The sequence below is a fragment of the Caballeronia sp. GAWG1-5s-s genome (genome assembly GCF_023631445.1).
Lineage (GTDB): Bacteria > Pseudomonadota > Gammaproteobacteria > Burkholderiales > Burkholderiaceae > Caballeronia.
This window is the reverse complement of the sequence record NZ_JALQDC010000004.1, coordinates 22,658-43,789: the sequence shown is the minus strand read 5'-3', so window position 1 is coordinate 43,789 and position 21,132 is coordinate 22,658. Positions and strand designations below refer to the sequence as shown.

20 protein-coding genes are annotated in these 21,132 nt (G+C 65.8%); 13 read left to right on the top strand and 7 right to left on the bottom strand.

What is annotated here, in order from left to right:
• Positions 1-9: 9 nt before the first annotated feature.
• Positions 10-783 (bottom strand): SDR family oxidoreductase, encoded by a 774-nt coding sequence (locus tag NCR34_RS06020; RefSeq protein ID WP_244848441.1) that lies wholly within the window; start codon positions 781-783, stop codon positions 10-12.
• Between the two features lie 213 nt (positions 784-996).
• Between NCR34_RS06020 and NCR34_RS06015 the strand changes: the two genes are divergently transcribed.
• Complete coding sequence (locus NCR34_RS06015; protein ID WP_250499294.1) at positions 997-2,670, top strand: electron transfer flavoprotein-ubiquinone oxidoreductase; 1,674 nt, start codon at positions 997-999, stop codon at positions 2,668-2,670.
• 44 nt (positions 2,671-2,714) lie between these two features.
• Here the strand turns inward: NCR34_RS06015 and aroC are convergent, their stop codons facing one another.
• From aroC to NCR34_RS06000, 3 genes are all read right to left on the bottom strand, one after another.
• Positions 2,715-3,821, bottom strand: a complete 1,107-nt coding sequence (aroC, locus tag NCR34_RS06010) for a chorismate synthase (RefSeq protein WP_250499293.1) — start codon at positions 3,819-3,821, stop codon at positions 2,715-2,717.
• A gap of 66 nt (positions 3,822-3,887) precedes the next feature.
• Positions 3,888-5,840, bottom strand: a complete 1,953-nt coding sequence (locus NCR34_RS06005) for an MFS transporter (RefSeq protein WP_250499292.1) — start codon at positions 5,838-5,840, stop codon at positions 3,888-3,890.
• Between the two features lie 159 nt (positions 5,841-5,999).
• On the bottom strand, positions 6,000-6,467 hold the full coding sequence (locus NCR34_RS06000; RefSeq protein ID WP_175940065.1) for a CBS domain-containing protein: 468 nt from the start codon (positions 6,465-6,467) through the stop codon (positions 6,000-6,002).
• Between the two features lie 230 nt (positions 6,468-6,697).
• On the opposite strand from NCR34_RS06000, the gene NCR34_RS05995 reads away from it, so the two are divergent.
• The 3 genes from NCR34_RS05995 to NCR34_RS05985 all read left to right on the top strand — a co-directional run bounded on the left by NCR34_RS05995 (position 6,698) and on the right by NCR34_RS05985 (position 9,276).
• Entirely contained in the window at positions 6,698-8,032 is a 1,335-nt protein-coding gene (locus NCR34_RS05995; protein ID WP_250499291.1) for an O-acetylhomoserine aminocarboxypropyltransferase, read from the top strand.
• Positions 8,029-8,859: an alpha/beta fold hydrolase gene (locus NCR34_RS05990; protein ID WP_250499290.1), complete on the top strand. Its 831-nt coding sequence runs from the start codon at positions 8,029-8,031 to the stop codon at positions 8,857-8,859. Before NCR34_RS05995 ends, NCR34_RS05990 begins: the two co-directional genes overlap by 4 nt.
• Before the next feature lie 96 nt (positions 8,860-8,955).
• Complete coding sequence (locus NCR34_RS05985; RefSeq protein ID WP_250499289.1) at positions 8,956-9,276, top strand: Mpo1-like protein; 321 nt, start codon at positions 8,956-8,958, stop codon at positions 9,274-9,276.
• A gap of 6 nt (positions 9,277-9,282) precedes the next feature.
• Here the strand turns inward: NCR34_RS05985 and NCR34_RS05980 are convergent, their stop codons facing one another.
• A complete protein-coding gene (locus tag NCR34_RS05980) occupies positions 9,283-10,590 on the bottom strand; it encodes a YihY family inner membrane protein (RefSeq protein ID WP_371747394.1) in 1,308 nt (435 codons plus the stop codon).
• Positions 10,591-10,708: 118 nt separating this feature from the next.
• On the opposite strand from NCR34_RS05980, the gene wrbA reads away from it, so the two are divergent.
• The 5 genes from wrbA to NCR34_RS05955 all read left to right on the top strand — a co-directional run bounded on the left by wrbA (position 10,709) and on the right by NCR34_RS05955 (position 14,870).
• On the top strand, positions 10,709-11,326 hold the full coding sequence (wrbA, locus tag NCR34_RS05975) for an NAD(P)H:quinone oxidoreductase (protein WP_175940060.1): 618 nt from the start codon (positions 10,709-10,711) through the stop codon (positions 11,324-11,326).
• Between the two features lie 7 nt (positions 11,327-11,333).
• Positions 11,334-11,726 (top strand): DUF2069 domain-containing protein, encoded by a 393-nt coding sequence (locus tag NCR34_RS05970; protein ID WP_250499288.1) that lies wholly within the window; start codon positions 11,334-11,336, stop codon positions 11,724-11,726.
• Between the two features lie 158 nt (positions 11,727-11,884).
• Positions 11,885-13,342 (top strand): FAD-binding oxidoreductase, encoded by a 1,458-nt coding sequence (locus tag NCR34_RS05965; RefSeq protein ID WP_250499287.1) that lies wholly within the window; start codon positions 11,885-11,887, stop codon positions 13,340-13,342.
• On the top strand, positions 13,339-14,142 hold the full coding sequence (locus NCR34_RS05960) for a metallophosphoesterase (RefSeq protein WP_250499286.1): 804 nt from the start codon (positions 13,339-13,341) through the stop codon (positions 14,140-14,142). The genes NCR34_RS05965 and NCR34_RS05960 overlap by 4 nt, the downstream gene beginning before the upstream one ends.
• 20 nt (positions 14,143-14,162) lie before the next feature.
• Entirely contained in the window at positions 14,163-14,870 is a 708-nt protein-coding gene (locus NCR34_RS05955; RefSeq protein ID WP_250499285.1) for an SOS response-associated peptidase, read from the top strand.
• Here the strand turns inward: NCR34_RS05955 and NCR34_RS05950 are convergent.
• The gene (locus tag NCR34_RS05950) at positions 14,867-15,019 is read right to left on the bottom strand and encodes a hypothetical protein (RefSeq protein WP_206467974.1); all 153 of its coding nucleotides are present in this window, start codon (positions 15,017-15,019) and stop codon (positions 14,867-14,869) included. The genes NCR34_RS05955 and NCR34_RS05950 overlap by 4 nt on opposite strands.
• Before the next feature lie 155 nt (positions 15,020-15,174).
• The gene (locus NCR34_RS05945; protein ID WP_175940054.1) at positions 15,175-16,113 is read right to left on the bottom strand and encodes a LysR family transcriptional regulator; all 939 of its coding nucleotides are present in this window, start codon (positions 16,111-16,113) and stop codon (positions 15,175-15,177) included.
• A gap of 252 nt (positions 16,114-16,365) precedes the next feature.
• On the opposite strand from NCR34_RS05945, the gene NCR34_RS05940 reads away from it, so the two are divergent.
• The 4 genes from NCR34_RS05940 to NCR34_RS05925 are packed head-to-tail and all read left to right on the top strand — an operon-like array spanning position 16,366 to position 21,131.
• A complete protein-coding gene (locus NCR34_RS05940) occupies positions 16,366-17,835 on the top strand; it encodes an efflux transporter outer membrane subunit (RefSeq protein WP_250499284.1) in 1,470 nt (489 codons plus the stop codon).
• Positions 17,836-17,846: 11 nt separating this feature from the next.
• The gene (locus tag NCR34_RS05935; RefSeq protein ID WP_250499283.1) at positions 17,847-20,027 is read left to right on the top strand and encodes an FUSC family protein; all 2,181 of its coding nucleotides are present in this window, start codon (positions 17,847-17,849) and stop codon (positions 20,025-20,027) included.
• Complete coding sequence (locus NCR34_RS05930) at positions 20,017-20,217, top strand: DUF1656 domain-containing protein (protein ID WP_250499282.1); 201 nt, start codon at positions 20,017-20,019, stop codon at positions 20,215-20,217. The genes NCR34_RS05935 and NCR34_RS05930 overlap by 11 nt, the downstream gene beginning before the upstream one ends.
• Before the next feature lie 50 nt (positions 20,218-20,267).
• On the top strand, positions 20,268-21,131 hold the full coding sequence (locus NCR34_RS05925; RefSeq protein ID WP_250499281.1) for an efflux RND transporter periplasmic adaptor subunit: 864 nt from the start codon (positions 20,268-20,270) through the stop codon (positions 21,129-21,131).
• Position 21,132 lies beyond the last annotated feature (1 nt).

Below are 21,132 nucleotides of genomic sequence, written 5' to 3'. Positions count from 1 at the left end.
GCGCGATGCTCATAGTGAAAAACCGTCGTCCGCCGAAATGACCGAGCCGTTCATGAACTGCGATTCGTCGGCCGAAAGCAGCAGCAACAGGCCGTCGAGGTCTTCGGGCGCGCCGACGCGCCGGCGCGGCAGCATCGACACGAGTTTCTGGCCCTGCTCGGTCTTCCAGTGGTGGTGATTGATCTCGGTGTCGATATAACCCGGGCAGATCGCGTTCACGTTGATGCCGTGGCGGCCCCATTCCATGGCCATCGCCTTGGTCATCTGCACGACGGCGGCCTTGCTCATGGAGTACAGGCCGATTTGCGGAAACACGCGCAGCCCCGCCACGGAGGCGATGTTGATGATGCGATAAGCGGGCTTGGCCGCGCCGTTGCCGCGCATGATCATGCGCTTGGCCACTTCCTGCGCGACGAAGAACGCGCCGCGCACATTCGTGCCGAAGACGAACTCGAAGTCCGCCGGCGTCACGTCGGTCAGCTTTTGCGTGGTCGAGACGCCCGAGTTATTGACGAGAATGTCGATGGTACCGGCTTCCGTTTCGGCGTGCGCAACGGCGGCCTTGACGCTCAGGTAGTCCGTCACGTCGAGCGACACGACGTGCGCGGCGCCGCCCGACGCCTCGATTTCGGCGCGCAGTTCCTTCAGCCGCTCGACGCGGCGGCTTGCGAGCACCACTTTCGCGCCCGCCTGCGACAGCACCTGCGCAAAACGCTTCCCGAGCCCACTGGACGCGCCGGTAATCAGCGCGACCTTGCCTTCCAGGTTGATCGAACGGCCCATTGTGCTTCCTTCTTGTACGGTTGATTCAGCCTTGCGGGGGACGCGGGCAGCGCGAGGCGCGCGGTCGCGCCACTTGGCGTAGACACCGATACCACGGCATCACAAAAAATAGTACGATCGTGCAGATCAAGACACCTTCGGTTGCAGCCCGCCTGACGTTCGCTGACAATACGCGATCTTGGAAGGCCATTCTAACGGTAGAGAGGAACATTGATGACCCCGGCGAGCCTTATCGAGCAATACGGTCCCCGCGAATCGATGGAATACGACGTGGTGATCGTCGGCGGCGGCCCAGCGGGTTTGTCGGCTGCAATTCGCCTGAAGCAACTGGCGGCGGAAAAAGGCGTCGAAATCGGCGTCTGCGTGCTGGAGAAAGGCTCGGAGGTCGGCGCGCACATTCTCTCGGGCGCGGTGATGGACCCGCGCGGCCTCACGGAACTCATCCCCGACTGGAAGGAACAGGGCGCGCCGCTCGACGTCGAAGTGACCGAAGACCGGTTCCTGTTCCTGTCGCCGACCGGCGCGAAGCAGGTCCCGAACTGGCTGCTTCCCGACAACTTCAAGAATCACGGCAACTACGTGGTGAGCCTGGGCAACGTCACGCGCTGGCTCGGGCAGCAGGCCGAAGCGCTCGGCGTCGAGATTTTTCCCGGCTTTCCGGCAGCGGAAGTGCTCTATGCCGACGACGGCTCGGTGCGCGGCGTCGTCACCGGCAACATGGGCGTCGGCAAGGACGGACAACCGACGGAGAACTTCCAGCTCGGCATGGAACTGCACGCCAAGTACACGCTCTTCTGCGAGGGCGCGCGCGGGCATCTCGGACGCCAGCTCATCGACAAGTTCAAGCTCAATCAGAATGCCGATCCGCAGGTGTACGGCATCGGCATCAAGGAATTGTGGGAGATCGATCCGGTCAAGCACAAGCCGGGACTCGTGATTCACACGGCCGGCTGGCCGCTGGAACCCGACACGTACGGCGGGTCGTTCCTCTATCACATGGACAACAATCAGGTCGTGGTCGGCTTCGTCGTCGGGCTCGGGTATTCGAATCCGTACCTGTCGCCGTTCGAGGAATTCCAGCGTTACAAGACGCATCCGTCAATCCGCGGGTTCCTCGAAGGCGGCAAGCGCCTCTCCTACGGCGCGCGGGCCATTACGGCGGGCGGCTTGATGTCGCTGCCGAAGCTCACGTTCCCGGGCGGCGCGCTCGCTGGCGACGACGCCGGTTTCCTGAACGCATCCCGCATCAAGGGCAGCCACGCGGCGATCAAGACCGGCAAGATGGCCGCCGAAGCCGCGTTCGACGCCGTGCAGGCCGGACGTCAGGCCGACGAACTGACGGCTTACCCGGAAGCCTTCGAGAACTCCTGGCTCAAGACCGAGCTCTACCGGGCGCGCAACTTCAAGCAGTGGATGAGCAAGGGCCTGTACCTCGGCTCGTTCATGGTCGGGCTGGAGCAGAAGGTGATGGGCGGCAACGTGCCGTGGACGCTGCATCATCAGCACTGGGATCATGAGATGCTGAAGCCGGCGTCGCAGTGCAAGCCGATCGTCTATCCGAAGCCTGATGGCAAGCTCACGTTCGATCGCCTCTCGTCCGTGTTCATCTCGAACACGAATCACGAAGAGAATCAGCCGGCGCATCTGACGCTGAAAGATCCGAGCGTGCCGGTCAACGTGAATCTGCGGACGTATGCCGGTCCCGAAGGCCGTTACTGCCCCGCCGCCGTCTACGAATTCGTGAAATCGGAAGACGGCAGCGATCGCCTGCAGATCAACGCGCAGAACTGCGTTCACTGCAAGACGTGCGATATCAAGGACCCGACGCAGAATATCGTCTGGGTGACGCCGGAGGGCGGCGGCGGGCCGAACTATCCGAACATGTGACGAGAGCGCCGGTCCCAGGACCGGCGTTACTCTTTGATGCGGCGTTACTTGCCCGGAACGTGCGCGGGAATCTTCGGGGTCGCGACGGTCACATCGCCGCATTGCGCGCGGTGCCGCAGCGCGTGGTCCATCAGCACCAAAGCGAGCAGCGCCTCCGCGATGGGCGTCGCACGGATGCCGACGCACGGATCGTGGCGCCCGAACGTCTCGACGGTAGCGGGCGCGCCCGTCTTATCGACGGACTGACGCGGCGTGCGAATGCTCGACGTCGGCTTGATCGCGATGGACACGGTAATGTCCTGCCCGCTCGAAATGCCGCCGAGAATGCCGCCCGCGTGATTGGTAGCGAAGCCTTCGGGCGTCATCTCGTCGCCGTGCTGCGAGCCGCGTTGCGCGACGCTCGCGAATCCCGCGCCGATCTCCACGCCCTTCACTGCGTTGATGCCCATCATCGCGTGGGCGATGTCGGCATCCAGCCGGTCGTACAGCGGTTCACCGAGTCCGACCGGCACGCCGCTCGCCACCACTTCGATGCGCGCACCGACCGAATCGCCATCGCGGCGCAATGCGTCCATGTACGCTTCGAGCTGCGGCACGACATCCGCGTTCGGCGCGAAGAACGGATTCTCGCGCACGTGCTTCCAGTCGACGAACGGAACCGGAATCTCGCCGAGCGCGCTCATGTAACCGCGCGTCTCGATGCCGAACTTCTCGCGCAGCCACTTCTTCGCGACCGCACCCGCCGCGACTGTAGGCGCAGTCAGGCGCGCGGACGAGCGCCCGCCGCCGCGATAGTCGCGCACGCCGTACTTTTGCCAGTAGGTGTAGTCGGCATGACCCGGACGAAACGTCTCCGCGATGTTGCCGTAGTCCTTGCTGCGCTGATCCGTGTTGCGGATCAGGAGCGCGATGGGCGTGCCGGTGGTGACGCCTTCGAAGACGCCCGACAGAATCTCGACCTGATCGGCTTCCTGCCGCTGCGTCACGTGACGCGACGTGCCCGGACGGCGCCGGTCCAGTTCCACCTGAATGTCGGCTTCGGTGAGCGCCATGCCCGGCGGGCAGCCGTCGATCACGCAGCCGATCGCCGGTCCATGCGATTCGCCAAAATTCGTGACGGTGAAGAGCGTGCCAAGGGTGTTGCCGGACATGAGCGTCGACCTGAGAGAAGTGTCGGGGGAGACCGCTATTATGCCAGCGCCGTCTGGCGTCTACCGCTATCGCCGCGCGCCGCGCAGCGCCGTCACGCGATCCTGCAAGTGCTGCGGCGTCGCGTCTTCCGGCGCGATGGGCTCGCCCACCGCCAATGTCAGACGCGTCATCACGCCCCGCCGAATGGGACGCGGCCACTGCGCGTTCTGGTCGCGCGAGAAGACGCTGCCCCACAGTCCGCGCAGCGCCATCGGCACGACGGGTGCCGGATGCCGCCGCAGAATCTCCGAGATGCCGTGCCTGAACGGGTTCATTTCCCCGGTTCGCGTGAGTTTCCCCTCGGGGAAGATGCAAATCAGATCGCCGTCTTCGAGCGCGCGCTGACATGTCTGATACGCGCGTTCTAGCAGTTCCGCGTTTTCGTGCGCGGGCGCAATCGGGATCGCCTTCACATGACGGAACAGCCAGCCGACGAACGGCGTGCGAAAGATGCGGTGATCCATCACGAAGCGGATCGGGCGCGGACTCTCGGCCATGATGACGACCGCATCCACGTAACTCACGTGATTGCACACGAGCACCGCCGCGCCGTGGGACGGAATGCGCGCGGCATCGACCAGGCGAATGCGATAGAACGTGTGCACGAGCATCCACGCGATGAATCGCAGCAGGAACTCGGGCACGAGCGAGTAGATATAGACGGCGACGAGCACGTTCAGCAGCGCCGTCACGAGAAAGAGACCGGGAATGCCCACGCCCATCGAGGTGAGCGCGAGCGCCATGAGCGCCGAGACGATCATGAAGAACGAATTGAGAATGTTGTTCGCGGCGATGATGCGCGCGCGGTGCGTCGGCTGGCTGCGCGCCTGAATGAGCGCGTAGAGCGGCACGCTGTAGAAGCCGCCGAACATCGCGAGGAGAAACAAGTCCGCGAGAATGCGCCAGTGCCGCGACGCGAGCAAAAATTCGCTGACGTTGAGCAGATGCGAGGCAGGCGCGATGCGGTGACTCGCGAAGAACAGGTCGATCGCAAACACGCTGATGCCGATGGACCCGAGCGGCACCAGCCCGATTTCGACGCGGTGTTTCGAGAGCCGCTCGCACAGCAGCGACCCGGTGCCGATGCCGAGCGAGAACGTCGCGAGCAGGATGGTCACGACATCGGGGTTCGCGGACAGCACGTCTTTCGCGAAATTGAAGAAGGACGTGAGAAACGTCGCGCCGACGAACCACAGCCACGAAATGCCGAGCAGACTCAGAAACACAGTTCGGTCCGACCGCGCGAGCTTCAGATTGCGCCACGTCTCGGACACCGGATTCCAGTTGATGCGCAAGTCGCGCTGAGACGGGTCCGACTTCGGCACGAAGGCCGACACGACGCGCCCGACGATCGCCAACGCGAGGCACGCCGCCGCGAGCAACAGCGCGCCGTGCTCGGCCGCGCCCGCCGCCGCCCCGCCGATGATCGTGCCGATGAGAATGGCGACGAACGTGCCCATTTCGACGAGGCCGTTGCCGCCGACGAGTTCCGTGCCTTTCAGATGCTGCGGCAGATAAGCGTACTTCACGGGACCGAAGACGGTTGAATGCACGCCCATCAGGAAGGTGCAGACGTACAGCAGCGGCGCGCTGTGCAGCACGAATCCCACGCCGCCGATCAGCATCACGACGATCTCGAAGCTCTTCACCAGGCGCGCGAGGACAGCCTTGTCGTACTTGTCGGCAATCTGTCCGGAAGTCGCCGAGAACAGCACGAACGGCACGATGAAGATGGCGGAAATCAGAAACGCCGCGGTCTTCGGATCCACGCCGGAGAAGCGTGCCGCCTGAAACGTCACCAGCGACGTGAAGCCGACCTTGAAGACGTTGTCGTTCATCGCGCCGAGGAACTGCGTCCAGAAGAACGGGGCGAAGCGGCGCTCGCGCAGCAGACGAAACTGGCTCTCGCCTGCGGCGGGCGACTTGCGGGAAGCACGCGGGCCTGCGTCGTTTTCTGCGCCCAACGGGTTGTCACTCATAGGTTGTCGGTCAGATTGTGTCTTTGTGTGCTCAAACGCCGGGCGAAAAAAAACGCGCCCTTCGGCGCGCTGCGATGTTCCGGCTCGACTTCTGTATGGCGATTTCGGTCACTTCAGGCTGCCGCGCGACGACGACGCGCGCGGCATGTAGCCCGGACTTCAGCGAACGTTCTGCTGCTCCTGCTGCCCCTGCTCTTCCGGCCAGTCGCGGATATACGCCTTCAACATGCGATTCTCGAAACCCTGCTCCTCGACCACGGCCTTCGCCACGTCGTAGAACGAGATCACGCCCATCAGCGCGCGATTCTCCATGACCGGCAGATAGCGCACGTGATGCTCCAGCATCATGCGGCGGATTTCGTTCACGTCGGTTTCCGGCGTGCAGGTGAGCGGGTGATCGTCCATGACCTTGCGGATGGTCGTGGTGCCGACGCCGCCGCCGTTCTCGCGCAGCGTCAGGATGATTTCGCGGAAAGTCAGCATGCCGACCAGATCGCCGTATTCCATGACGACCAGCGAGCCGATGTCGTGCGCCGCCATGACGTTGATCGCGTCGGAGAGCGGCGTATCGGGCGTAACGGTGAATAGCGCGTTGCCCTTCACCTTCAGAATGTCGCTGACTCGCATGACTTTCTCCTTGCGAAATGCCTGTTCAGATGCCTAAGCGTTTGTGAAACCATGGGTCGATGCTATCGGAAAGGCCCGCAAAAGGAAAGCGAACGGCGCCCGCGTTAGCCTTTCGGATAAGGCTTCGCGGCCCGGCGGCAGGCGTTCGCCCTAGGTTTGCGCGCGCCGCCGCGATGATAGGATGGCCGACCGACATTTTCGCCGGACGCACGCCGCGCCGGCCGCCGACGATGCCCGCCAACCGCTTCGATACGCTCGCGCTGCACGCGGGCGCCGCGCCCGATCCCGCCACCGGCGCACGCGCGACGCCCATCTATCAGACCACGTCGTTCTCGTTTCGCGACACCGACCACGCCGCCGCGCTGTTCAACATGGAACGCTCGGGGCACGTCTATTCGCGCATCTCGAATCCGACGGTCGCGGTTTTCGAGGAGCGCGTCGCGGCGCTGGAGAACGGCGTCGGCGCGATCGGCACCGCGAGCGGTCAGGCGGCGTTGCATCTGGCGATCGCCACGCTGATGGGCGCGGGCTCGCATATCGTGGCGTCCGCCGCGCTGTACGGCGGCTCGCACAATCTGCTGCACTACACGCTGCGGCGCTTCGGCATCGAAACCACGTTCGTGCCGCCGCACGATCTCGACGCGTGGCGCGCCGCCGCCCGGCCGAACACGCGCCTGTTCTTCGGCGAGACGCTCGGCAATCCGGGGCTGGACGTGCTCGATATCGCCGGCGTCGCGGAGATCGCGCACGCGCACGGCGCGCCGCTGCTCGTCGATTCAACCTTCACGACGCCCTACCTCCTGCGCCCGTTCGAGCACGGGGCGGATCTCGTCTATCACTCCGCGACGAAGTTTCTCGGCGGCCACGGCACCACGATCGGCGGCGTGCTGGTGGATGGCGGCACGTTCGACTTCACCGCCAGCGACCGTTTCCCCGAATTCACCGAGCCTTACGAAGGCTTTCACGGCATGGTCTTCGCCGAGGAAAGCACGGTCGCGCCGTTCCTGCTGCGCGCCCGGCGCGAGGGCCTGCGCGACTTCGGCGCGTGTCTGCATCCGCAGGCCGCGTGGCAGCTGCTTCAAGGCATCGAAACCTTGCCGTTGCGCATGGACCGGCATGTCGCGAATACGCGCAAGGTGATCGAATTCCTGCTGAGTTCGCCCGCGGTCGAAGGCGTGGCCCATCCCGAACTGCCGACGCACCGCGATCATGCCCTTGCCAGGCGTCTGCTGCCGCGCGGCGCCGGCGCCGTCTTCAGCTTCGATGTGCGCGGCGGCGTGCCGGCAGCGCGCGCGTTCATCGAATCGCTGTCGCTCTTCTCGCATCTGGCGAACGTCGGCGACGCGCGCTCGCTCGTCATTCATCCCGCCTCCACGACGCATTTCCGCATGGACGCCGCCGCGCTCGCCGCCGCGGGCATCGGGCCGGGGCGGATTCGCCTTTCGATCGGGCTGGAAGATCCGGACGATCTGATCGACGATCTGAAGCGCGGGCTGAAGGCTGCGCAAAAGGCCGCCGAGAGCGGCGACGGCGCGAACGCGACGCCGCTCGGGAGCCGCGCATGATGCTCGATCTCGACGGCCGCCGCGCCTACGCCTACACCGGCGGCAAGCCTTTCGACGCGGCGCGCCCCGCCGTCGTCTTCATTCACGGCGCGCAGCACGACCATAGCGTGTGGGCGCTGCAGACGCGCTACTTCGCGCATCACGGCTTCGGTGTGATGGCGCTCGATCTGCCCGGCCACGGCCGCAGCGACGGTCCCGCGCGGCACGACATCGGCGGGCTCGCGGACTGGGTCATCGGCGTACTCGACGCCGCCGGCGTGGGCCGAGCGATCCTCGTCGGCCACAGCATGGGCTCGCTGATCGCGCTCGACGCCGCCGCGCGCTATCCCGACCGCGCCGCCGGCCTCGCGCTGATCGCAACCGCCGCCCCGATGACCGTCTCCGACGCCTTGCTCGACGCCGCCCGCGAGCGCGAGCCGCAGGCCATCGGCATGGTGAATCAGTGGTCGCATTCGACGATTGCAGCGAAGCCTTCCAGTCCCGCGCCCGGCTTCTGGCTGCAAGGCATGAATCAGCGGTTGATGGAGCGCGTGAGCGCATTGGGCGAGGCGCAGCTTTTCCACACTGACTTCAGCGCCTGCAACGGTTATACGGAGGCGCTCGACCGCGCCGCGTCCGTGCGCTGTCCCGTCACGGTGCTCTACGGCAAGCGCGACGTGATGACACCGCCGCGCGCCGCCCGCGCGCTCGTCGATGCCTTCCGCAAAACGGGCGCGCGCGTGCGCACGGTCGAACTGGACGGCGGGCATGCGCTGATGTCGGAACAGCCGGACGCCGTTTTGGATGCGCTATTCGCGTTCGCGCTGGAGTGTGCCGAAGGACAGTGAAGCGCGGCTTGCGCGCCTGGGCCGCCGGTCGCAGAATGAATCTTGCTGATGAATCGGATACCCGCCCGGTAGCGGCTCGTCGACACGGAGGCCATCATGGCGCACACGGCACACGGGGAGCACTTCGCGAGCTTCGCCCAGTTCTATCCGTATTACCTCGAAGAGCACCGCAACCTGATCTCGCGCAGGCTGCATTTCATCGGCTCGCTGGGCGTGATCGGGTGCCTGGCGATGGCGCTCGCCACCGGCGACTGGCTCTGGCTTCCGGCCGCCGTCGTCTGCGGCTACGGCTTCGCGTGGATCGGACACTTCTTCTTCGAAAAGAACCGTCCGGCCACCTTTCGCCATCCGCTCTACAGCCTGATGGGCGACTGGGTGATGTTCAAGGACATCTGCATCGGCCGCATTTCGCTTTGAGCCCCATTATGCCGTTTGTTGCGGCATCGGCGAACGCGGCGTCTCGCGCACCGGCGCATTCGGCAGTTCCTTCGCGCGCGCCGCGATCAGCGAGCCGAGCGTCGCTTCGAGTTTCTCGTTCTCCAGCGCGTTGATGAGCGCATCGCGCTCGATCTGCGTGGCATCCAGACGCAGCTGATAGTCCAGTTCTTCGCGGTCGACGACGAATTCCTGGAACAGCATGGTCAGCGTGATCTGGTTCGGATTCGCGATCATCACGTAGCGCGGCATGCGCGCGTCCTCCAGCCTGCCGATCCAGCCGAGCGTGTCGAGCCGCGCGATGATGCGCGTGGACGTATCGAGATCGCTGCGCACCATCTTCGACAATTCGAGCGCGGTATAGCCGGGCTTGCCTTCCTCGCGGGCCTCGACGAGCCGGGCGAGAATTTCGAGCGCGTCCAGGAGATCGCTGCCCGGAAACGCGCGCCGGTGATACTGCCCGATGCGGATAGCGGGCAGTGCCGAAGTCAGCATCGCGCCGACGAGCGCGATCATCCAGCAGAGATACACCCACAGCAGAAACACGGGCAGCGACGCGAACGCGCCATACACGGCGGTATAAGTCGGGATGCTGCGCACGTAGAGCCCGAAGCCGCGCTTGCCGATTTCGAACGCGACCGCGGCGATCAGCCCGCCCACGACCGCATCGCGCCACTCGACCTTGCAGTTCGGCATGTAGACGTAGGTAATCGTGAAGCCGAACACGGTGAGCGGCAATGAGACGCCGGTGAGCAGCCATTCGACGACGGGCGGCATCAGGTTGTGCGAGCCCGCGTACGCGACCGAATGCGCGAAGACGTAGGACGAAATCGACAGACTGCAGCCGAAGAGAATCGGGCCGAGCGTGATGATCGACCAGTAGACCAGCACGCGCTGCGCGAGCGGGCGCGCCTTCTTCACGCGCCAGATGACGTTGAATGCCGATTCGACGGTCATCATGGTCATCACGGACGTGACCAGAAGGATGATCATCCCGACCGTCGTGAGCCCTTTGGCCTTCGACGCGAATTCGTTCAGGTATCCGAGAATCTGGCTGTTGATCTGCGCGGGCATCAGGTGATCGGCGAGGAAATCCTGCAACGAAGCCTGGAACGACCCGAAGATCGGGAACGCCGTAAACAAAGCGAAAGCGACAGTGGCGAGCGGCACGAGCGACAGCACGCTGGTAAACGTAAGACTGCCCGCCACTTGCGCGACGCGATCCTCGCCGATGCGCCGCGCGACGAAACCGGCGAGGCGCTTCACTGCTGCGAGATCGATTGAAGGACGCTGCAAACGTTTTCTCCTGTGCATTGCATCGGGTCGCCTCGGTTCACGAACAGCCAGACCGCTGACCGCCTCGCCCACGCGCGCCGACCCAATCCCTATAATAGCCGTTCACCAAAAAGCTCATATGAACGACATCCTCGTGCTTTACTACAGCCGCCACGGCGCGACGCGCGAGCTTGCGCTCGCGATCGCGCAGGGCGTCGACAGCGTTCCCGGCATGCAAGCCCGCGTGCGTACGGTGCCGCCGGTTTCCACCGTCTGCGAAGCGACGCAACCCGATATTCCGGCAGACGGCCCGCCGTACGCGGAGTTGCGCGACCTCGAAGAATGCGCGGGCCTCGCGCTCGGTTCGCCGACGCGCTTCGGCAACATGGCCGCGCCGCTCAAATACTTCCTCGACGGCACCACGCCGCAATGGCTTTCTGGCGCGCTCGCCGGCAAGCCCGCGAGCGTCTTCACATCGACTGGCAGTCTCCACGGCGGCCAGGAAACCACGCTGCTTTCGATGATGCTGCCGCTCTTGCACCACGGCATGATGATCGTCGGCATTCCGTACACCGAGTCCCGGCTGACGACGACGCAAACCGGCGGCACGCCGTACGGCGCATCGCATCACGCACGCACCGGCGACGAGGCCGGCCGGCAAGGCATCTCCGCCGACGAAAAGGCGCTCGCCGTGGCGCTCGGCGCGCGTCTTGCCCGCACGGCGCGCGACCTCGTGCGCGGCGCGCAGGCGAACTGAGCCGGCCATGCGCGCGCCTTCCGTCGACGAAACCCGAAACCACGGCGCGTTCGCGCTCGGCGCCACCGCGAGCCTCGCCGCGCTTATCGCGCTCACGCTGCTCTGGGAGCTGTGGCTCGCCCCGCTGCGCCCCGGCGCGTGGGTGCTCGCGTTGAAGGCGCTGCCGCTCGCGTGCGCGCTGCCGGGCGTCGCGAAACGCAACGTCTACACGCTGCAATGGTCATGCATGCTCGTGCTGCTGTATCTCGCCGAAGGCATCGTGCGCGGCATGAGCGAAGCAGGCTTGTCGGCGCGGCTCGCGTGGCTCGAAGCGCTGCTTGCGCTCGCGTTTTTCGTCTGCGCGATCGCCTATGTCGCGCCCTTCAAGCGCGCCGCGCGTGCGAGGAAGCGCCAGGGATGACCGCTGTCGTGCCGCTTCGTGCTTGCGCTGAGAAGCTTTGTAGCACGAAATACGGCCGAAAGCGCATCCGGCGCGCGTGCCTATGCCATTCGGCGGATGCTTCGCGGATTGCCCGCCTGCGCGATACTGTCGCTTAATCTCAGCACTTCCCTTCGCCCATGACCGCTTCTGCCGCAACTTTCATCGACGCCTGCGTTCAACTGCTCGGCGCGTCGCACGTCCTCACCGATGACTACGACACCGAGCCGTATCGCGTGGACTGGCGCAAGCGCTATCGCGGCAACGCCTGCGCCGTGCTGCTGCCCGCCGACACCGAACAGGTCGCCGGCATCGTGCGGCTCGCGCGTGAGCATCGCGTGGCGATCGTGCCGCAAGGCGGCAACACCGGACTCGCGGGCGGCGCGACGCCGGATGCAAGCGGCGCGCAAGCCATCGTCAGCCTGAAGCGGCTGAACCGCATTCGCGGAGTGGACCCGCATAACAATACGATCACCGTCGAAGCGGGCGTCGTGCTCGCCGAGATTCAGGCGCGCGCCGAAAGCGCGCAGCGTCTCTTCCCATTGAGCCTCGCGGCGGAAGGCAGTTGCACGATCGGCGGCAATCTGTCGACGAACGCGGGCGGCACCGGCGTGCTGCGCTACGGCAACACGCGCGAGTTGTGCCTCGGTCTGGAAGTCGTCACGCCGCAAGGCGAAATCTGGGACGGCCTGCGCGGACTGCGCAAGGACAACACCGGATACGACCTGCGCGACCTCTTCATCGGCGCGGAAGGCACGCTCGGCATCATCACGGCGGCCGTGATGAAGCTGCATCCCGCGCCGGTCGCCAAGGTCACGGCGCTGGCCGGGCTCGCGTCGCCGCATGCCGCGCTCGACTTTCTCGCCATGGCGCAGCAGCACGCCGGCCCGCTTTTGACCGGCTTCGAACTGATGTCCGACTTCTCGATGCGCCTCGTCGGACGCCACTTCCCGCAACTGCGCTACCCGTTCGGCGAGCCGCACGGGCAGACCGTGCTACTGGAGTTGTCCGATAGCGAAAGCGACGCACACGCCCGCGCGCTCTTCGAACGCCTGATGGAGCAAGCCATCGAAGAAGGCATCGTCGAAGACGCGGTGGTGGCCGAGAACCTCGCGCAGTCGCAGGCGTTCTGGGACTTGCGCGAGCACATTCCGCTCGCGCAGGCGCAGGAAGGGCTCAACATCAAGCACGACATCGCCGTGCCCATTTCGAGCATCGGCCGATTTATCGACGAAACGGATGCGATCATCGCGAAAGCCGTGCCGGGCGCGCGCATGGTCACGTTCGGGCATCTCGGCGACGGCAACCTGCACTACAACGTTCAGGCACCGGAAGGCGTCGATCAGAAGGCGTTTCTCGTCGAGTATCAGACGCCGATCAACGCGCTCGTGTACGAGCAAGTGCACAAGCATCGCGGGAGCGTCAGCGCGGAGCACGGGCTCGGACAGCTGAAGGTGGACGAAGCCATGCGCCTGAAATCGCCGGTCGAAGTGCGGCTGATGCAAACCATCAAGGCCGCGCTCGACCCCGAGAATCTGATGAACCCCGGCAAGGTCGTGCGCTGGAATGCCGAAGCCGGCAAGGAGAAGACCGCATGAAGATTCGTGTGCTGTCGGACCTGCATCTGGAATGCGACGAGCCGCTCGCGATTCCCTATGCTGACGCCGATCTCGTCGTGCTCGCGGGCGACATTCACAACCACGCGGAAGGCTTGCGCTGGGCAGCGGAGAACTTCGACAGCGGCGTGCCCATCGTCTATGTGCCCGGCAATCACGAGTATTACGACGGCGAATTCGGCGCGATGGAAGCCGCGATGCACGACGCCGCGCGCAGTGTCGACAACGTGCACTATCTGAACAACGCCGCGCTTACCGACCGCAAAGGCGCGTGGCGCGTGCTCGGCACGACGCTCTGGACCGACTTCGCCTTGTTCGGGTCGGGCCAGAACGAAATCGAGAAAGCAAAGGAAGCGTGCGCGAAGGTGATGCTGGACTATCGCGGATTGATTCAGCTCGCCTGGCCCGAACCGGACGGCGAACCGCGCGCCTTCGCGCCGGACGATTCGCTCGCGCTGCACGTGCAGGCGCGCGCGTGGCTCGAAAGCGAGCTGGCGAAGCCGTTCGCGGGGCAGACCATCGTGGTCACGCATCACGCGCCGCTGCGCGAAAGCCTCGCGCCGCGTTATGCAGAGGACATCGTGTCGGCCGGCTTCATCAATCACTTGCCGGCGCTCGCCCGAGAGCCGGTCGCGCTCTGGATTCACGGCCACACGCATACGGCGTTCGACTACACCGTGAACGGCACGCGCGTCGTGTGCAATCCGCGCGGCTACTTCGACAAGCGCACGCAGCGCTGGGAGAACCCGGAATTCGCCTGGGACAAGGTCGTCGAAATCTGACGCCGAAGTGGAGGAACGCCATGTGCGGCCGAATCAGCCAGTACCGACTGCCGATGCATTATGCCGAGCGCCTGCATCTGAAGAACCCGTTCGTACTCGTGGACGCCGCCGACCGCCGCCCCGGCTATAACCTGTCGCCCGGCACGCATCCGCTCGCGGTCTATCCCGACGAGACCATCCGCGCGGTGCATTGGGGTTACTGCCCGCCGTGGGCCCGAGAAAAGAAGCTGCCGCAGACGATCAACGCGCGCGTCGAGACGGCATCGACGAGCGCGTATTTCCGCGACTTGTGGCGCAACGCGCGCATTCTCGTGCCGGCGGACGGCTGGTTCGAATGGCGCGTGGAACCGCGCCCGGGCGATCGCGCGGGCAAGCCGTTCAAGCAGCCGTATTACATTCGCCGCGCGGACGGCGAGCCGATGTTTCTCGCGGCGCTCACGAGCATCGTGCGCGATGAGGACGCCGCGACGCCGGGCGCGGGCTTCGTGATCGTGACGTCGAAGGCAGACGAAGGTCTAGTCGATGTGCACGACCGCCGTCCGCTCGTCTTCTCGCCCTCCGCGGCCCGGCGCTGGCTGGACGCGACGGCCACGCCCGCCGATCTTCACGCGCTCGTGAAAAGCGATGGCGTGCCGGCGGCGCACTTCGTCTGGCATCGCGTGACGAGCGACGTCAATCGCACGGTCAACGACGAACCCCGTCTCATCGAGCCCTTAGAAGCCGCTTAGCGACGATAGCGGTCACGCTCGTCGTCGATCCGCACCGGCACGAGGCGCCGCTTGGCCTCGCGCTCGGACTGGGCGCGCATTGCCTGAAAGAGATCACGCGAGGCAGGCACGGCGACCAACACCAGCAGCGCGGCAAGGGCGAACAACAAAGGCGTACTCATTCGACGTTTTCCCGGAGAAGTTGCGTTGAAGGGAGTCCAGACGAGTCCAGACGAGTCCAGACGTTACCAAGCTGCGGACGAACCGGGAGTAAGCAAGTGTTGCACCGCGCTTTATTCGGTAACCAAAGGCTCGGACGCGCGCATCAGGTCGCGACGAACTCTTTGAGCGACTCTTCGTCGGCCGCCAGCGTCGCGGGCAGCGCCTCGCGCAAGAACTCGACCCATGTGCGGATCTTCGCGTCCAGATACTGGCGCGATGGATACAGCGCGTAGACCCGCAACTCCTGCATCGTGTATTGCGGCAGCACCCGCACGAGCGTCCCTGCGCGCAGCGCGGGCAGCGCGGAGGACGTCGGCAGCACGCCGATTCCCATGTTCTCGCGAATCGCGACGACCATCGCTTCGGCGACGTTCACCGTGAACGTGGACGGCCCGAGCGTCACGGTCTCCTGCCCGTTCGGTCCGTCGAAGACCCATCGGCCGGGCGGAAACACCGGCGTGATCAGATGCAGACAGGTGTGGTGCGCCAGATCGGCCAGAGTGTGCGGCGCGCCGTGCTTTTCGATATACGCCGGCGACGCGCACGCGATGCTGAACACCGTGCCGAGCCGCGCCGAAACAAGGCCCGAGTCCGGCAGCTCGGAGGCGAGCACGAGCGAGACGTCGTAGCCTTCGTCGAGCAAGTCCGGCATGCGCTGCGCGAGCGTCAGATCGACCTGCACTGACGGATGCCGCTCCTGATAGCGCGAGATCATCGGCACGACGTAATGCTGGCCGAAGCTCGTCATCGAATGCACTTTCAGACGGCCGGCCGGACGCGCGTGGGCGTCGCTCGCCTCGGCTTCGGCCTGATCGACATACGCCAGAATCTGCTCGCAGCGTTGCAGGTAACGCTCGCCCGCTTCGGTCAACGCGATGCGGCGCGTCGTGCGATTCAGAAGGCGCGTGCGCAGATGCGCCTCCAGATCCGACACCGCCCGCGACGCGTACGCGGTCGTCGTATTCAGATGTTGCGCGGCGGCGGTGAAGCTGCCCGCCTCGACCACGCGCACGAATACGCGCATGTTTTGGAGCGTGTCCATATCGTTCTTCGACCCTGAACTGTCCTGTCGTCTCGTCAGACTCGAGCGACTGCCCTCGCATTGTTGCATGGGCTAGAAGTCCGCATTCTCTCACGATCTGCAAGAATTCTTTGCGTGAGCGCCGGTTATTCGCGGATCGTTGCAAAAATATAATCACCGCTTGGTCGATTCTTTACGATTGAGGAGCGGAACGTGCAAGGCCGGGGGTTCAGACGCGCAAGCTGCGCGGCGCTGCTTACAACAATACTCACGATGGCCGGCTGCGCAAGCACGGGCCACATCGCGCCGCAGGACTCGCTGAAAGACGCTTCGACGCTCGATGCCGGCCACGCAATCGAAGCGGCCACGCGCGCCGCCGATGCCGACGCCGCCTGGCCCGATGCGCAATGGTGGCGCGCCTACCGCGACCCGCAACTCGACGCATGGATCGCCCGCGCGACGACCGGCAATCCGACACTGGCGATGGCCGCCGCGCGCGTGCGCGAGGCGCGTGAGCAAGCGGGCGTCGCGCGCTCGGCGTTGTATCCGCATGTGGACGGCAACATGAGCGTCATGCGCAAGAAATGGCCGGACAACGCGTTCTACGGGCCCGGGCCTTACGCGGACGCCACGACTTGGGACAACACGGCCGGCCTCACGCTTTCCTACGATCTCGACCTGTGGGGCCGCGACGAGCACGCCGCCGAGCGCGCGCTCGATGTCGCGCACGTGCGGGCTGCCGATGCGCGGGCCGCGCAACTCGAACTCGAAACGAACGTCGTGCGCGCCTACGTCGGCTTCTCGCAGTCTTTCGCACTGCTCGACATCGCGCAGCAAACGTACGACCAGCAGGCGCGCATTGCCGAACTGGCGCGGCGGCGGCTGAAAGGCGGGATCGGCACGCAACTCGAAGTGAGTCAGGCCGAAGCGCCGCTGCCCGAGTACGAACGGCAGATCGATCTGTACAAGGAAGCGATCCAGCTCGCCCGTCATCAACTGGCCGCGCTGGCGGGCGAAGGTCCCGGCGCGGGCGAAGCGCTCACGCGCCCGGCGCTGTCGCTCGCGACGCCGCTGCCGCTGCCCTCCTCGTTGCCCGCGGAACTCGTCGGGCATCGGCCGGATATCGTCGCGGCACGCTGGATGGTCGCGGCACAGGCGCGCGGCATCGACGTCGCGAAAGCGCAGTTCTACCCGAACATCAATCTGGCGGCGTCGCTCACGCAGATGTTCGCGGGCGGCGCGCTATTGAGCTTTCTGACGAGCCAGGCCACCGGCTACGCATTCGGCCCGGCGCTCTCGCTGCCGATCTTCGAAGGCGGACGGCTGCGCGCGCAACTCGGCGCGGCGTCGGCGCAATACGATCAGGCGGTCGATCACTACAACGCGACGCTCGTCGCGGCGCTCAAGGACATCGCCGATCAGGTCGTGCGCGTGCAGTCGCTCGACACGCAGCTCGAAACGTCGGGCCGCTCGGTCGCCGCCGCGCGCAAGAACTACGACCTCGCCAACGAAGGCTACAGGCGCGGCCTCACCGACTACGTCAACGTGCTGATCGCGCAGTCGCAACTGCTGCGCGCAGAGGACGGCGAAGCGCGCGTGCGGGCGCAACGGCTCGGCGCGTACGCGACGCTCACGGCCGCGCTCGGCGGCGGCATCGACGATCCCGCGAACGGACCGGACGCGGCGAAGCTCGCGCCGTCGAAGCATATCGGGCCGTTCGCTCGCATTGCCGGCGAGAAGTAGAGGGAACGCCCATGTCGCCCTTAACTGCCAAACCCGCGCGTCCATCCGCGATGGACGCGTTCGCCGACTGGGCGCGCACCGACGGCCTCGCGTGGGTCTATATCTTTAAGGCCGTGCTCGCGGCCCTGCTCGCGCTCTGGATCGCGATGCGCCTCGACATGCAGCAGCCGCGCACCGCAATGACCACGGTCTTCGTCGTGATGCAGCCGCAAAGCGGCATGGTGCTCGCGAAGAGCTTCTATCGTTTCTGCGGCACGATGGTCGGTCTCGTCGTGATGCTCGCGCTGATCGCCGTCTTCGCGCAGCAGCCGGTGCTTTTCCTCTCGGCGACGGCGCTGTGGGTCGGCATCTGCACGGCGGGCGCGGCGCGCAACCGCAATTTCCGCTCGTACGGCTTCGTGCTCGCCGGCTACACGGCCGCGCTGATCGGCATTCCGGCCGCGCAGCACCCGGACGGCGCTTACCTCTCGGCGCTCACGCGCGTGGGGGAAGTGACGCTCGGCATCGTCTGCGCGGGCACGGTCAGCGCGCTCGTTTTTCCGCAGCACGCGGGCGAGCAAATTCGTGCGACGGTGCGCCGCCGGTTCGCGCAGTTCGTCGATTACGTATGCCGCGCGATGTCGGGCGACATGGAGCGCGCGCAGATCGAGCGGGCGAATCTGGGCTTCGTCGCCGATGTCGTCGGCTTCGAGGCGGCGCGCAGTGTCGCCGTGTTCGAACACCCGGAATCGCGGCGGCGCGGCGGGCGGCTCGCGCGTCTGAACAGCGAATTCATGACCGCCTCGACGCGCTTTCATGCGCTGCATCAGTTGATGAACCGTCTGCGCGACAGCGCGTCCGCAACGACCATCGTGGCGCTGACGCCGTTCATCCACGAAGTGCCGCCGCTCTTGCTCGACGCCGGCCAGCCCGTGCGCAATGCGGCCGAAGCCGCGCACGCCGCCGCGCGATTGCGCGAGTTCAAGGCCGCGCTGCCGAAGCGCGTGCGTTTGGCGCGCGAGACGATCGCGAGCGACGCGACGTTCGCGCCGCTCGAATTCGACACCGCGACCGAACTACTCTGCCGCTTCGTCGACGACATGCTCGCGTACGCGGAAACGTACGCGTCGCTGGCTGCGCCGTCGCATGAACGGGAACGCTGGGCCGCGCGCTACGTGCCGAAGACCAACCTCCTTGCCGCCGCGATCTCCGGCGTGCGCGGCGCGATCGTGATGTTCGTGCTCAGCGCGTTCTGGATCGCGACCGCATGGCCGAGCGGCGGCACGATGGTGCTGAACGCGGCGGCCGTTTGCGCGCTCGCGTCGTCCTCGCCGCGCCCGACGCTCATGTCGGCGCAAATGGCCATCGGCACGGCGCTCGCCGCGGTCGTCGGCATGATCGTCGTGTTCGGCGTCTTCCCGCACATGGACGGCTTCGTGCTGATGTGCGTCGCGCTCGTGCCGGCGCTCCTGCTCGGCACGTTCCTGAGCACGCGGCGCGCGGTGGCGGGCGTGGGCATCGGCTATTGCATCTTCTTCTGCTTTCTCGCGGGGCCGGACAACCTCGTTCACTACGATCCGACCGGCTTCATGAACGACGGCATCGCGCTCGTGCTGTCGATGATCGTCTCGGCCGTCGCGTTCGCGATCATCCTGCCCACCGATGCGCCGTGGCTGCGGCGACTGTTGCTTGCCGACCTGCGCCGCGAAGTCGTGCTCGCGCGACGCGGCCGCCTGACGAACGTGGCGACGCGCTTCGAAAGCCGCACCCGCGACGTGCTCTCGCAGATCGACGCGCTCGCCGCCGGCCAGCCCGCGCTGCAACGCGAGGCGCTGCAATGGCTCTTCGCGGTGCTGGAGGTCGGCCGCGCGGTCATCGACTTGCGGCGCGAGATCGCCTCGCTGTCCGACGCGCCGGACCATGCGGCCGCTCAACCGTGGCGGCGCGCGATCGACGCCACGCTCGATGCCGTCGCGCGTCTCTTCGATCGCCCGAACACGGCGCGCTTCGATGCCGCGCTGCGCTGCGCGGAAACCGCCATCGCCGAAGTGCAGCGTCTCATCGCCGCGTCGGAGCGTTCGCGCGAGGAGCGGCATCGGTTGCAACGCATCGCGAGTCATCTGCATTTCATTCGCACCGCGCTGCTCGATCCCGAGTCGCCGTTCGCCGCGCCCGGAACCGATTCGCCCGAAGGAGTGCCCCATGCCGCGTGACACCGCGATTCTCGAAGCCTATGTGCCGACGCTCCTGCTGCTGTTCGTCGCGGGCGCGGTCATCACATGGGTGATCGACCGCGCGCTCGCGCTGACCGGCATTTATCGCGTGGTCTGGCATCCGGCGCTGTTCCGAGCGAGCCTGCTCGTCTGCATCTGCGGCGCGCTCGGGCTCGCGGTGTATCGCTAGAAGCATTCGTTCACTCATACACGTTCACACACGTTCACAAGAGTTGCATCATGGTTCTCAGGAAAATCATCGGCTTCGTCATGACGATCGTCATTTTCGCGGCCGCGCTCGTCATCGGCCGCATGCTGTGGGTGCATTACATGGATGAGCCGTGGACGCGCGATGGCCGGGTGCGCGCCGATGTCGTCAACGTCGCGCCGGACGTGTCGGGCGCGGTCGTGCAGATGCCCGTGCGCGACAACCAGTTCGTGAAGAAAGGCGATCTGCTGATGGAGATCGATCCGTCGCATTACCGCATCGCGGTCGAGCAGGCCGAGGCGAACGTCTCGGCGCGCGCGGCCGAACTGCGCATGCGGCGCTCGGACGCGGCGCGGCGCGCGGACATGGACAGCCTCGTCGTCTCGAAGGAAGCGCAGGAGAACGCGATGCAGACTGCATCGACGGCGGCGGCGCAGCTTCAGCAGGCGCAGGCGGCGCTCGATGCGGCCAAGCTCAATCTCGAGCGCACCAAGGTCTATTCGCCGGTGGACGGCTATGTGACGAACCTGAACGTGTATCGCGGCGACTACGCGACGGCGGGCGCGGCAAAGCTCGCCATCGTCGATAGTCATTCGTTCTGGGTCTATGGCTACTTCGAGGAAACAAAGCTGCCGCACGTGCGCGTGGGCGACCGCGCGCAGATTCGCCTGATGAGCGGCGGCGAACTGACCGGACATGTGGAGAGCATTTCGCGCGGGATCTATGATCGCGACAATCCGCAAAGCCGCGAACTGCTCGCCGACGTGAACCCGACGTTCAACTGGGTGCGGCTCGCGCAACGCGTGCCGGTGCGCGTGAGAATCGACGAGGTGCCGCAAGGCGTCATGCTCGCGGCAGGGACGACGTGCACGGTGGTGATCGCGCCGTCGATGTGAT